This window comes from Brachybacterium sp. p3-SID957 (assembly GCF_025144775.1).
GTDB lineage: Bacteria > Actinomycetota > Actinomycetes > Actinomycetales > Dermabacteraceae > Brachybacterium > Brachybacterium epidermidis.
In genome coordinates this window covers 30,658-43,711 of record NZ_JALXKT010000022.1, presented here as the reverse complement: position 1 = coordinate 43,711, position 13,054 = coordinate 30,658, and the positions used below count along the sequence as shown (strand labels likewise).

The window sequence follows — 13,054 nt, the reverse complement described above, 5'->3', positions numbered from 1 at the left end:
ACGGGATCAGGCGTGCCATGTGTGATGGTTGCGGTGGCGCTTTCGACGCCTCGCAGCCGGTCCGTTGCGGGGACCAGTCGCACGTGGGTTCCGTTGACGGTATTCGTCGTTGTGCAGATCACACTACGTCGCGCCGGGCGAGCGCGCAAGGGGTGTGCGTGACCTCGGGTTCCTCCCCAATGCTGGGTTGTCCACGATCGGCGCGAAGCACTGTCGCCCTCCACGGGATGCAGCAACGATGGCTGCATGACCAGCACTTTCGCTCCATCGCAGGCCGCCGGCACCACAGCGGCGACCTCGGCGTGGGCCACCGGCGCGGCCAGGGACCTTCGTCCTGGATCACGGGGGCCCCGACCCCGGTCCCGCTTCCCCCGCCCGCATGCACCGCAGCGCCCCGTGGACGGCAGCGTCCAGGAACGGGGCACGTGCGCTCTATGGGTGGGGCCGGCTGGCCCGCTGCGCGAACTCGCCCACGACCATGCCACCGCCGTCGGCCTGGAGCTGGTGGACGCCGGATCGACCAACGTGAGCACGGTCGCCGTCGTGCTCGCCCAGGCGGAGCCGCCTCTGGCCGATGATCTGCCGACGGTTCCCGAGGCCGCACTGGTGATGCTCACGGACGCGCCCACCATCAGCCAGGAGCAGTGGCGCTCCGCTCTCGAGAACGGGGCACGAGCAGTGCTGCGGCTGCCGGCGGAGTCCGACTCCCTGCTCACCCATCTGGCCCGTGCCGCCCGCCCCCGACGCCGCTCCCTGCTGCTGGGCGTGGCCGGTGGCTGCGGGGGTGCCGGCGCTTCCAGCCTGGCGGCCCGCCTGGCCGCGGCCGCCACACGCCACGGGAACGCGCTGCTGGTGGATGCGGATCCGCTGGGTGGTGGGCTGGACCTGCTGGTGGAGGCACCCCAGCACCCGGATGTCGGCTGGCAGGACGTGGCCACCGTCGGCAGCACCGACGGCGAAGCACTGCGCCAGGCGCTGCCGGTGGTGGACGAGGTGCGTCTGCTGGTCGCCGGCGACGGCCCTGGCCCGGACCCCTCGGGGCTCGAGCACGCACTCCACGCCCTCGAGCCCGCTGGAGGCACCGTGGTGGTGGACCTCTCCCCCGCTCTGGTTCCCGTCGCCGCGACGCACCTCGACCGTCTGCTCATCGTGGTTCCCGCAACCGATCACGCCGTCCGGGCCGCCGCACGTCGTCTTCGCCAGTGGGCGCTCCCGCACGGACTCTCCTCCGTGGCGGTGCGCAGGCGCGGGCCGCTCTCGCCCTCCGAGGTGGCAACCGATCTGCGCCTCCCCCTCGCCATGTCGTTCCGAGACAGCGCCCCGGGCGCCGTCCCGCTGCTGGACGTGCGCCGAGGCGGCGCCGATCGGGCCTGCCGCTCCTTCCTGACCTCCCTGCTCGAGGCAGGCGGGAACGGGAGCACAGGAGGGCTGCGCTCATGACAGCTCCGTCCCTCACCCCGCCGCCGGCTCCCCCGGAGCTCGACCACCTGCTGGAACTGGTGCGCGAGGACCTGGTGCAGCGCCCCGGCACGGTGGACGTTCCCCGCGTCGCACGGCTGCTGCGTCAGGACGGACGAGTACTGGGCGCGGCCTCCACTCTCGAGCTCACGGCCAAGGTGCGGGACCACATCGACGGGCTGGGGCCACTGCAGTCACTGGCGGGCCCCGGAGTCACCGACATCCTGGTCAACGACGACGGCCGGGTCTGGGTCGACGGCGAGCACGGACTGCGGGAGGCAGCGGTCCAGCTCGGCCCCGCCCAGGCGCGCGATCTCGCGGTGAGACTCGCAACGGCCGGGGGTCGGCGCCTGGACGACGCCGTGCCATGGGCGGATGCCCACCTGCCGTCAGGGATCCGGTTCCATGCGGTGCTGCCACCGCTGTCCACCGGCGGGGCGATCATCTCGCTCCGCCTGCCGGCGGCGCACCGTCTGGATCTGGATGGCCTGCAGCAGCTGGGCGCCTTCGGCCCGGCATTGCGAGCGGTCCTCTCCGCTGTGATCAAGGCACGGGTGCCTTTCCTGGTGACCGGCGGCACCGGGACCGGGAAGTCCACCCTGCTGGCAGCCATGCTGAGGGAGGTCCCGGTGAGTGAGCGGATCATCGTGGTGGAGGACGTCCTCGAACTGGCCGTGGATCACTGCCATGTACTGCACCTGCAGTCCCGTCATGCCAACAGTGAGGGCGCTGGGGCCGTGGACCTGGCCTCCCTGGTGCGGCAGTGCCTGCGGATGCGTCCGGATCGCATCGTGCTGGGCGAGTGCCGCGGAGCGGAGATCCGGGAGCTGCTGCAGGCGCTGAACACCGGGCACGAGGGCGGCTGCGGCACCGTTCACGCGAACACCGCACAGGACGTACCCGTACGTCTCGAAGCCCTCGGCGCTCTCGGCGGGCTCGACCGTGGCGCACTGGCGGCGCAGGTGAGCAGTGCCCTGGAGGTGGTGCTGCATCTGGGGCGCGACGGTGCACAGCGCAGGGTCGAGGAGATCGCTCTTCTGCACCGCGGCAAGGACGGTCTTCTCACCAGCACCACGGCACTGCGCGCCCACGCCGATGGCCTGGTGGAGGGCCCCGCCGCCGCCGCCCTCGCGCGACGGCTCGACGCGGGCCGGGCATCCGTGTCCCCGTCACCGGCCGCCGCCCCTGCTCGCAGGAGGGCCGCCTGATGGGAACGGGTCTCGGCCCGGGCTGGCTGGTGGCACCCCTGGTACTCCTGCTGGTGTGGGTGCTGGCGCCACCGGTGCCGGGCAGATCGCGCGGCCCCTCCTCCGGCGGGCTCACCCGCGCCGTGCGGCCAGGGGCCTTGGACATCGCCCTGATGGTCGAACGTCTGGCGGCCGTGATCGGGGCAGGATCCGGGCTGCGGCAGGCCTGGAGCGCCGTGGCCCGGTCCCTTCCCGACGGGGAGCTGGCGGACCTCGCGCGTGCCGTCGCGGCAGGCGGGGATCCGCGACGCGTGGCGAGCGGGTCCCTGAGGGGGTCGCCAGCCGTCGGCTCCCTGGGAGCGGCACTGGCGGTGTGCGAACGGACAGGAGCTCCTACCGCGGGGGTCCTGCAGGGACTGGCCACCGCGGTGCGAGACCTGCACGATTCCGCCCTGGCCCGTCGCACCGCGTTCGCGGGGCCCCGGTCCACTGCCCGGATCCTGCTGGTCCTTCCCCTCGCCGGGCTGGGCCTGGGCATGCTGCTGGGAGGGGACCCGCTCCGCCTGCTGCTCACCCCTGGAACGGGCACGCTGCTCGGAGGCGCGGGACTGCTGCTGACCGGAACGGGCTGGTGGTGGATGCATCGGCTGATCCGCCGAGCCGATCCACCCGCGGCCCAGGACGTCGACCCGTCCGTGGTGCTCGAGCTGATCGCCGGAGCCCTCGATGCGGGGTCTCCTCTGCCCACCGCGATCGAGGCGGTCGCGGCGTCCCTCTCCCCCGGTGCCGATGCCGAGGCCCTCGCGCGGGCGGCGGGATCACTGCGCGCCGGAGTGCCGGCGGCGATCGCCACGGCCCAGCTGCCCGCGGAGTTCGCGGCGCTGGGGCAGTCCGCCGTGCTGGCCCAGGCCGCCGGGGCCGACCTCGCCGGAGCGCTGCGCTCCTCCGCCCAGGATGCCCGCCGAGGCAGGTCCCGCGACGCGGAGGAGCGTGCCGCCCGGCTGGCCGTGCGCCTCGTACTGCCCACCGGTCTCACCCTGCTGCCCGCGTTCGTGGTGCTGGGGATCATCCCCACCGTCATGTCGCTGCTGGGCGGTGCCATCACCCTCACCGGGACGTGACCGCCACGTCCCCTCGCACCCCGGTCCCGCTCACCCGGGCCCGGTCGGGCTCCCCGCATCCGCGGGGGGTCCCCGGCAGCACGACGCTGCCCCGATCCGGCGACACCCGTCGCCTCCATCGGACGGCACCCGCCGTCCCTGACCGAAGGAGACACCATGTCCACGACGATCCGCACGATGCACCGCCGTCTCCGGCGTGCACTCAGCGACGAGACCGGCGCTTCGACCGCCGAGTACGCCATCACCGTGCTGGCGGCCTGCGGCTTCGCAGCGGTGCTGGTGGCCCTGCTGGCGTCCGGGGAGGTGCGCGAGCTGCTGCTCGGCATCATCACCTCGGCGCTCGCCTCGGGCTCGTGACCGCGCGGTCCTCCCGGTCGTCCCGTCTGTGGGACGACCGGGGGTCCGCCACCGCGGAGACCGCCGTCGTGCTCCCCGTGATCGTGGCGATGGTGCTGGTCATCCTGGTGGTGGGAACCGGCATCAGCACGCAGGTGCGACTCGAGAGCGCCGCCCGTGGGGCCGCCCGCGAGCTCGCCCGGGGGGAGGACGAGGCCACGGCCACCGCGACGGCGCGCCGCATCGGCGGAGAGGACGTCACGGTCTCGATCGGCGGGGACGGCCACTGGGTGCTGGTCACCACCTCCCGCACCCTTCACGTCGACACCGGCCCGCTCGCCGGTGCCCGGTGGGAGCTGAGCGCCGATGCCACGGCCCGCCGGGAACCGCACCTGACCGGCGAGGGGACACCATGAGCACGGGAGCGGCCGCTGTCCTTGCCTGGACCGGAGCGGCGAGCGCGGTGGTCGCCGGCGCGGGCCTGCTGGGCAGCGGGATGCTCGCCCAGGCCCGGGCTGCCACCGCCGCAGATCTGGCCGCCCTGGCTGCGTCCGACGCCCTGGCCGTCGGCGCGAGTGCGCCGTGCCAGGTCGCCGCCGAGGCCGCAGACCGCAACGACGCGCTGCTCAGCTCCTGTCAGGTGCAGGGGCAGGACGTCCTGGTGCAGGTGGAGGTGACGGCCGCTCCGCTGCCGGCGGTCGGGGCGCGGGCGCGGGCCGGCCCCTCCCCCACGGACGTGCCGTGATCGTGAACCTGTCCCGGCGAATCCACGACGGTCCAGCCCACAGCCTCCGACGTTCCTGCGCAAGGAGCGGGCGCCGGAGCGGGAGATGGAGCTGAGTGCCTGGTCACGGGCCCGTCGGCCGCAGGGAGGCCCGCGCGCTGATCACCCGGCCGGGTGCAGCAGTCCCAGCAGGCGCCGCGCCTGCGCCTTGGACAGCGGCTCATTGCCGTTGCCGCACTTCGGTGAGACCACGCAGGCCGGGCATCCCGCCTCGCAGCCGCACTCCCCGATCATGTCGGCCGTGGCCCGCAGCCAGGCGGCGGCGTCATCGGCCCCGCGCTCGGCGAAGCCGGCACCGCCGGGAGCCCCGTCGTACACGAAGATCGTGGGCTCACCGGTGTCCTCGTGATGGGCGGCGGAGACCCCGCCGATGTCCCACCGGTCGCAGGTGGCCAGCAGCGGCAGCATGGAGATCGAAGCGTGCTCGGCGGCGTGCAGTGCCCCGGGCAGCTCCTCACCGGGGATCTGCGCACCATCGGTGGTGGCACGAGGGATCACCCACCACACGGCCTTGGTAGTAAGGGTGCGCGGTGGCAGGTCCAGGGGGTGCTGGGCCAGCACCGCCTGGGTGTACACGTCCCGCACCTGGTAGCCGGTGACCTGGTCGGTGACGTCCACGGTGCCGAAGCACAGGCGCACCCCGCTGGCCCATGCGGTCTCCCGGTCGGTCTGCCGGATGCGGATGGTGGAGGCGGACTGCGGATGGGTGGAGTGCAGCGGGTCCTCGCGGTGCACGAGCGCCACCGCACGCTCCACGTCCAGCTGGTCCACCACGAAGCTCCTGCCCTGGTGCAGGTAGACGGCCCCGTCGTGCACCTGGGTGTGGGCGCTGGCGGCGTCCACCGTGCCCAGCAGGGTGCCGCTGCCCTTCTCCACGATCCGCACCGGCTCCCCGCCGCTGCCACGCAGATCGGTGAGGTGGTGCGCGGATTCGGTCATGGTCCAGTACCAGCCGGTGGGGCGGGCGCGCAGCACACCGCGCGCCGCCAGGGTGCCCAGCAGCTCCCGTGCCGAGGGGCCGAAGATCTCCTCCTGGCCCACCTGGATGGGCAGCTCGGCGGCTGCGGCGCACAGGTGCGGGGTCATCACGTACGGGTTCGCCGGATCGAACACGGAGGCCTCCACCTCGGCCCCGAACACCGTCTCCGGATGATGCACCACGTAGGTGTCCAAGGGATCCTCACGGGCCACGAACAGCGCCAGGGCGGCCCCACCCGCGTCCTGCCGGCGGCCCGCGCGACCGAACTGCTGCCACAGGGAGGCGCGGGTGCCGGGCCAGCCGGCGATCACCACGGCGTCCAGTCCCGCGATGTCGATGCCCAGTTCCAGGGCGTTGGTGGAGGCCAGTGCCCGCAGCTGCCCCGAGCGCAGGTCATCCTCCAGGCGGCGGCGCTCCTCGGCGAGATACCCGCCGCGATAGGCGGCCACCCGCTGCGCCCGATCCGCCAGGGCGGGCGAGGAGGTCTGCTCGGCCTGCTGGTTCAGGATCCGGCGAGCGCCGCCGGCGACCAGCTCGGCACCGCGACGGGAACGCGCGAACACCAGGGTCTGCACATCCTTGGCCACCAGGTCGGCCAGCAGGGCCGCGGACTCGGTGGTGGCGGAGCGACGCAGCGGCTCCTCGGTGCGACCTCCACCGGCCGCACGCGAACCCTCGACGGCATGGCCCAGGTCATCGGCGGCCTGGCCCAGCGGGCCGTGCTCAGAGCCTCGGGATCCGGGGGCGGAGCCGCCGGCGCCCGCGTGACCGTCGGCCGGGCGGTGCCCGTCGTCACCGGCTGGACGGCGCCCGTCGACGACCGCCCGCGTGCCCGGTTCCCACAGCCCCACCGTGAGCCCCGCACGTGGCGAGCCGTCCTCCGTGACGGCCTCGACGTCCAGGCCCACCAGGCGGGAGGCGGGCAGCTCCGGGTTGGCGGTCGTGGCGGAGGCCAGGATGAAGGTGGGCTCGGCCCGGTAGTGGCCGGCGATGCGCCGCAGCCTGCGCATCACCATCGCCACGTGGCTGCCGAACACGCCGCGGTAGCTGTGGCACTCGTCGATGATCACGTACCGCAGGGCCCGCCAGAAGCTCGCCCACTGCTCGTGGCCGGGCAGGATGCCGAAGTGGAGCATGTCCGGGTTGGACAGCACCACGGTGGCGTGGCGGCGGATCCAGCGGCGCTGCTCGATGGGGGTGTCCCCGTCGTAGACCGCGACCCTGGCGTCCCGCAGCCCGGCGCCCTCGGTCATGGCGGTGATGTTGGTGAGCTGATCGGCGGCCAGCGCCTTGGTGGGGGCGAGGTACAGGGCGGTGGCGCGGCGGGCCGCGGGATCCAACTCCCGGGCGCCGATGTCGCTGAGCACCGGCAGCAGGTAGGCCAGGGACTTGCCGGAGGCGGTGGCGGTGGACAGCACCACGCTGCGACCGGCGTGGGCAAGCTCGGCGGCCTGCTGCTGGTGGGTCCACGGAGCGGTGATGCCGCGGGCGCCGAGATGCTCCACCAGGCGCGGATCGGTCCAGGCGGGGAAGCTACCACGACGGCCCGTGCGGGCGGGGATCCGCTCCACGTGGGTGAGGCAGCCGCTGCGCAGTGGGGGTGCACTGAGCGCGGCGAGCAGATCCTCCGCCCTCCCTGCGCGCATCCGGCACCGCCTCTCGACTGCTGGTGCACAATCGTAGCCATGCGCTCCGACACTCCTGCGGCGGCCCCGCAGCTGCTTCCCGACCTGGTGGAGGCGCTGCGTGGTGACCTGAGCCGGGCCCGGTACACCGTCGAGCGCACCGAACAGCTGCTGGGCGAGGTCGCCGTGGCGGCCCTGCACCGGGAGGACCCCCTGCCTGCGCGGCGAGCGCTGGCCGGGGCATCGGATCCGGCGGCGATCCTGTTCTCCCTGTTCACGCTGGGCGCGGAGCTGCCTGCCGCACGTGTGGCCGAGGTGCTGCCCACCCTCGGTACCGAGGGCGCGCAGGAGCTGGGGATCCTGGCTCCCGCCGCTGGCCGGGCCGCAGCCGGCGGGGCCCCCTCCCTGCTGCACGCGACGATCGACCTGTCCCCCTACTCCGCGCAGGACGACCACGGCCACATCGACTGGTGGATCGCCTCGGACCGTTCGGAGCTGGCCACCGGGGCAGCTCTGCGGCCCGACCACGTGCTGGGCGTGGGCGGCGCCTCCCTCACCCTGGCGCGCATCACCCCGCGCGCGAGGGTGCGCCGGGTGCTGGACCTGGGCTGCGGCAGCGGCATCCAGGCGCTGCACGCGACCCGCCATGCCACGCACGTGATCGCCACGGACCTCTCCGAGCGGGCACTGGCCTTCACCGCCTTCAACGCCGCCCTGAACCGGGCGCAGGTGGAGGTGCGTCAGGGCTCGCTGCTGGACCCGGTGGCCGGAGAGACGTTCGACCTGATCGTCTCCAACCCCCCGTTCGTCATCACCCCGCGCACACCCGGCGACGACGCCGACCGCTTCACGTACCGCGACGGCGGCAGGGCCGGGGACTCGCTGCTGGCCGAGCTGCTGGAGGCGCTGCCCGCGCACCTCGCGCCGGGCGGCACCGCCGTGATGCTGGGCAACTGGGAGCGCTCGGGCAGTCAGGAGTGGGACCAGCACCCGCGGCGCTGGCTCGCTCGCGCGCAGGCCGAGGGCCTGGACTGCTGGGTGATCCAGCGGGAGAGCGAGGACCCCGCCCAGTACGCCGGCACCTGGGCCCGCGACGGGGGCATCACGCCCCGCGACCCGCAATGGCCCTGCCTCATCGACGGCTGGCTGGACGACTTCGAGAGCCGCAACGTGCGCGACATCGGCTTCGGCTACGTGCTGATGCGCCGCCCCTTGCCCGCTGCCCCGACCGACGCCGTCGCTGCCGAGGGATCGGGCCCGACTCCCGGCGCGCCCGCACCCGCCCCGGCGGGCGGACCCGCCGGCACCATGCGCATCGAGCAGGCCACCGGCACCGGCAGCGGCTCCCTGGGCGGGCACCTCGCAGCCGGACTGCGCATGATGCAGCGCCTGCGCGCCCTGGACGATGCGCAGCTCGCCCGAACCCGGCCCCGACGCGCCGCGGATCTCATCGAACGGCGCCACCTGGTGCCCGGCGCCTGGGACCCCAGCCTGATCGAGCTGGTCCAGGGCGCCGGTCTGGCCCGCACGATCCCAGCGGATCAGGTGCTCGCAGCAACGGTGGGGGCTCTCGACGGCACCCTCACGCTGGGGCAGACCATCGCCGCGGTGTGCGCCCTGACCGGGGATGACCCCGATCAGGTCGAGGAGCGCCTGATGCCCCAGCTGCGCGAGCTGCTGCTCACGGGGATGCTCGAGCTGTGAGGCGCAGGCCCGCAGTTCCGGTCCGCCCGGTCGTCAGCGGCCTGCTGGCACTGGCGTTCGCCGCGATGGTGGTCCTGCTGGCCAGGGTGGCGGTGGGCACTGCATCCGGGCAGCGCCTGGACCAGCTCACCCTCAGCGGCGCACAGCTGGACACCGGCCTCGTCTCCCAGGCAGTGGGTCTGGCGGCCGGAACCGTCAGCCTGCCAGTGGTGCTCGCGGCCCTGGCCTGCGTCGCCGTGATCGCGGTGCTGCGACGGCGCGTGGACCTGCTGGTGCCCCTCGGCGTGCTGGTGGGCGGTGCGAACCTCAGCACCCAGGTGATCAAGCACCTGGTGGTCACCCGGGACGTCCTGGGGCCGGGCATCGACATCACCCCCAACTCCTTCCCCTCCGGACACACCACGCTGGCGGCTTCCACGGCGGTGGCGCTGGTGCTGGTGGCCGGCAGGGCACGGGGCCCGGTGGCGGTGCTGGGGACGGTGTGGACCGCGGGTGCGGGCATCGGCACCCTGGCCCTGGGCTGGCACCGCGCCAGTGATGTGGCCGGGGCCATCGCGGTGGTGGCCGCCTGGACCTTCCTGATGCTGGCGGTGGACGGCACGGTGCAGCAGCGCCGGGCCCCCTCCCCCGCCGATCGGGGCCCCCTGCCGCCCGGCGAGGCGTTCATCGCGCTGCTGCTGGCGGTGGCCGGGTGCACTGCGCTGGCCCTGGGCGTGGTGGCCCTCACCGCACTGGAGCTGCCGCTGGTGCTGCACGAGCCCGCCCATCAGCAGGCCGCGTACCGCACCACGGTGGCGGTGATCTGCGGCGGGACGGCACTGTGGATGGCGCTGGTGCTGCTGCTGCGCGCCCCGGAACCGCGCAGGAGGACTGCATCGGAGCGTGTACCGTGAACCATCGCCGGGCGGGGAACCCCTCGCCGGCGACCCTGGTCCCGGTGGCGGACCACGGCGGACGGGCCGCGACGTGCGCGGCGAGGAAGGACGAATCAACGTGACTGGCGGACGGCATCTGGTGATCGTCGAGTCCCCGGCCAAGGCTCGCACCATCGGCCGGTACCTCGGCGACGACTTCGTGGTGCAGGCCTCGGTGGGGCACATCCGCGACATCCCGGTGCCGCGCGACCTGCCGGCGGAGATGAAGAAGGGCCCGTTCGGCCGCTTCGGGGTGGACGTGGACGGCGGCTTCGAGCCGTACTACGTGGTCAGCCCGGAGAAGAAGAAGACGGTCGCCGAGCTGAAGAAGGCCCTCAAGGACGCCGACACCCTCTACCTCGCCACCGATGAGGACCGCGAGGGCGAGGCCATCGCCTGGCACCTGCTGGAGACCCTGAAGCCCAAGAAGGCGCTCCCCGTCAAGCGCATGGTGTTCCACGAGATCACCAAGGACGCCATCCTCGAGGCCCTCGAGAACACCCGCGACATCGACTCCCACCTGGTCGACGCGCAGGAGACCCGCCGCATCCTGGACCGCCTCGTCGGCTTCGAGCTGTCCCCTGTGCTGTGGCGCAAGATCGGCCCGTCGCTGTCCGCCGGGCGCGTGCAGTCCGTGGCCACCCGGCTGGTGGTCGAGCGCGAGCGGGAGCGGATGGCCTTCGTGGCCGCCGACTACTGGGACGTCACCGGTTCCTTCGCCACCGACAGCGCCGCCTTCTCCGCCAAGATCGCCACCGTGGACGGCTCCCGCGTGGCCACCGGCAGCGACTTCGCCGACGATGGCACGCTCACCTCGCGCGCCACGAGCGCCACGGTGCTGACCGAGCAGTCCTCCCGGGAGCTGATCGAGGCCCTCACCGGTGCCCCGGCGGAGGTCACCAAGCTTGAGTCCAAGCCCCACACCCGCCGGCCCGCCCCGCCGTTCACCACCAGCTCCCTGCAGCAGGAGGCCTCCCGCAAGCTGCGGCTCGGGGCCCGCCAGGCGATGCGGGTGGCGCAGTCGCTGTACGAGAACGGCTACATCACCTACATGCGCACCGACTCGGTGGCGCTGTCCAAGGAGGCCATCGCCGCCTCCCGCGGGCAGGCGGCCGAGCTGTACGGCTCCGAGTTCGTGCCCGACAAGCCCCGCTTGTACCGCTCGAAGTCGCAGAACGCGCAGGAGGCCCACGAGGCGATCCGTCCGGCCGGCGACCGCTTCCGCACGCCGGCAGAGGTGGCCGGGCAGCTCAGCGGGGACGAGTTCCGCCTGTACGAGCTGATCTGGAAGCGCACCGTGGCCTCCCAGATGGCCGATGCCAAGGGCACCACTTCCACCGTGGAGCTGGCCTTGGAGCAGAACGGCCGGTCCGCCACCTTCCGCGCGGCCGGCACCGTGATCACCTTCCGCGGCTTCCTGGCCGCGTACGAGGAGGGCCGCGACGCCTCCCGCTACGCGGAGGACTCCGACGACAAGCGTCTGCCGCAGATGAGCGAGGGCCAGCGCCTGCAGACCCGCGAGCTGACCAGCGACGGCCACACCACCACGCCGCCCCCGCGGTACACGGAGGCCTCCCTGGTGCGGGCGCTCGAGGAGCGCGGCATCGGCCGGCCCTCCACCTACGCCTCCACCGTGGCCACCATCCAGGACCGCGGCTACGTGCTGCGTCGGGGTACCGCCCTGGTGCCCAGCTGGACCGCTTTCGCCGTGGTGCGCCTGCTGGAGGAGCACTTCGGCACCTTCGTGGACTACGACTTCACGGCCCACATGGAGCAGCAGCTGGACCGCATGGCGCGCGGCGAGCTGGGACGGGCGGACTACCTGCAGGACTTCTACCGCGGCGACGGCACCTCCGGCCCCATCGGCCTGAAGCCGATGGTGGACGACCTGGGTGACATCGACGCGCGCGAGATCAACTCCATCGCCATCGGCGAGGGCATCACCCTTCGGGTGGGCCGCTACGGCGCCTATGTCGAGCGGCCCGCCCGGGACGAGAACGGCCAGGAGATCGAGGGGGCGGATCCGCAGCGCGCCTCGGTGCCCGACGACATCGCCCCCGACGAGCTCACGGTCGCCAAGGCCCTGGAGCTCCTGGAGCGGCAGAAGGACGACGGCCGGGTGCTGGGCACCGACCCGGAGACCGGGCACGAGCTGATCGCCAAGGACGGTCGCTTCGGCCCCTACGTCACCGAGGTGCTGCCGGAGCCCGAGGCAGCGGAGACCACGAACGGTGCGAAGAAGACCGCCAAGAAGGCGGCGAAGCCCAAGCCCCGCACGGCGAGCCTGCTGAAGTCCATGGACCTGGCGACCGTCACCCTCGAGGACGCCCTGAGGCTGCTGAGCCTGCCCCGCGTGGTGGGCACGACCGAGGACGGCACCGAGATCACGGCCCAGAACGGCCGCTACGGCCCGTACCTCAAGAAGGGCACCGACTCCCGCTCCCTGGAGACCGAGGAGCAGATGTTCACCATCACGATGGAGGAGGCGGAGAAGCTCTACGCCCAGCCCAAGACCCGGGGCCGGGCCGCCGCCAAGCCGCCGCTGAAGGAGCTGGGCACCGATCCAACCAGCGGCAAGCCGATCGTGATCAAGGACGGCCGCTTCGGCGCGTACATCACCGACGGCACCACCAACGTGTCGCTGCGCTCCGGGGAGTCCGTCGAGTCCATCACCGAGCAGATCGCCGTGGGCAAGCTGGCCGAGAAGCGGGCCAAGGGGCCGGCCAAGAAGCCCGCCCGTCGCAGCACCGCCCGCAAGACCCCGGCGAAATCGACCACCCGGAAGTCCGCTCCCCAGAAGTAGCCCGCTCCACGACGACGCACAGGTGGCACCGGCCCCGAGGCGGGCCGGTGCTCCCCCTGCGGACGCGCCCCAGCACGGCCGGAGCATTCCTCCTCGTCCGCACCTTGAGACCGATCGAGACCACTGGATGATCGGCTGTGCAG

Annotated in this window: 10 protein-coding genes; 9 read left to right on the top strand and 1 reads right to left on the bottom strand. The window is 73.3% G+C overall.

Annotation, left to right across the window (positions count from 1 at the left end; all coding sequences use genetic code 11):
• Positions 1-438: 438 nt before the first annotated feature.
• The 6 genes from M3B01_RS06690 to M3B01_RS06665 all read left to right on the top strand — a co-directional run bounded on the left by M3B01_RS06690 (position 439) and on the right by M3B01_RS06665 (position 4,847).
• Entirely contained in the window at positions 439-1,440 is a 1,002-nt protein-coding gene (locus M3B01_RS06690) for a hypothetical protein (protein WP_259790438.1), read from the top strand.
• Positions 1,437-2,666, top strand: coding sequence for a TadA family conjugal transfer-associated ATPase (locus M3B01_RS06685; RefSeq protein WP_259790435.1), 1,230 nt, complete (start codon positions 1,437-1,439; stop codon positions 2,664-2,666). The genes M3B01_RS06690 and M3B01_RS06685 overlap by 4 nt, the downstream gene beginning before the upstream one ends.
• Positions 2,666-3,766: a type II secretion system F family protein gene (locus M3B01_RS06680; protein WP_259790432.1), complete on the top strand. Its 1,101-nt coding sequence runs from the start codon at positions 2,666-2,668 to the stop codon at positions 3,764-3,766. Before M3B01_RS06685 ends, M3B01_RS06680 begins: the two co-directional genes overlap by 1 nt.
• Positions 3,767-3,922: 156 nt before the next feature.
• The gene (locus M3B01_RS06675) at positions 3,923-4,123 is read left to right on the top strand and encodes a DUF4244 domain-containing protein (RefSeq protein WP_193865283.1); all 201 of its coding nucleotides are present in this window, start codon (positions 3,923-3,925) and stop codon (positions 4,121-4,123) included.
• Positions 4,120-4,518 (top strand): TadE family protein, encoded by a 399-nt coding sequence (locus tag M3B01_RS06670; protein ID WP_259790429.1) that lies wholly within the window; start codon positions 4,120-4,122, stop codon positions 4,516-4,518. The genes M3B01_RS06675 and M3B01_RS06670 overlap by 4 nt, the downstream gene beginning before the upstream one ends.
• Entirely contained in the window at positions 4,515-4,847 is a 333-nt protein-coding gene (locus tag M3B01_RS06665; RefSeq protein WP_259790426.1) for an Rv3654c family TadE-like protein, read from the top strand. The genes M3B01_RS06670 and M3B01_RS06665 overlap by 4 nt, the downstream gene beginning before the upstream one ends.
• A 141-nt stretch (positions 4,848-4,988) precedes the next feature.
• Here the strand turns inward: M3B01_RS06665 and M3B01_RS06660 are convergent, their stop codons facing one another.
• Complete coding sequence (locus M3B01_RS06660; protein WP_259790423.1) at positions 4,989-7,511, bottom strand: DEAD/DEAH box helicase; 2,523 nt, start codon at positions 7,509-7,511, stop codon at positions 4,989-4,991.
• Between the two features lie 39 nt (positions 7,512-7,550).
• Here M3B01_RS06660 and M3B01_RS06655 point away from each other — a divergent pair, with 39 nt between their 5' ends.
• From M3B01_RS06655 to topA, 3 genes are all read left to right on the top strand, one after another.
• Positions 7,551-9,194 carry a methyltransferase gene (locus M3B01_RS06655; protein ID WP_259790420.1) on the top strand — a complete coding sequence of 548 codons (1,644 nt, stop codon included), beginning with the start codon at positions 7,551-7,553 and terminating at the stop codon, positions 9,192-9,194.
• A complete protein-coding gene (locus M3B01_RS06650; RefSeq protein WP_259790417.1) occupies positions 9,191-10,087 on the top strand; it encodes a phosphatase PAP2 family protein in 897 nt (298 codons plus the stop codon). The genes M3B01_RS06655 and M3B01_RS06650 overlap by 4 nt, the downstream gene beginning before the upstream one ends.
• Positions 10,088-10,187: 100 nt before the next feature.
• Positions 10,188-12,911 (top strand): type I DNA topoisomerase, encoded by a 2,724-nt coding sequence (gene topA, locus M3B01_RS06645; RefSeq protein WP_259790415.1) that lies wholly within the window; start codon positions 10,188-10,190, stop codon positions 12,909-12,911.
• Positions 12,912-13,054: the final 143 nt, after the last annotated feature.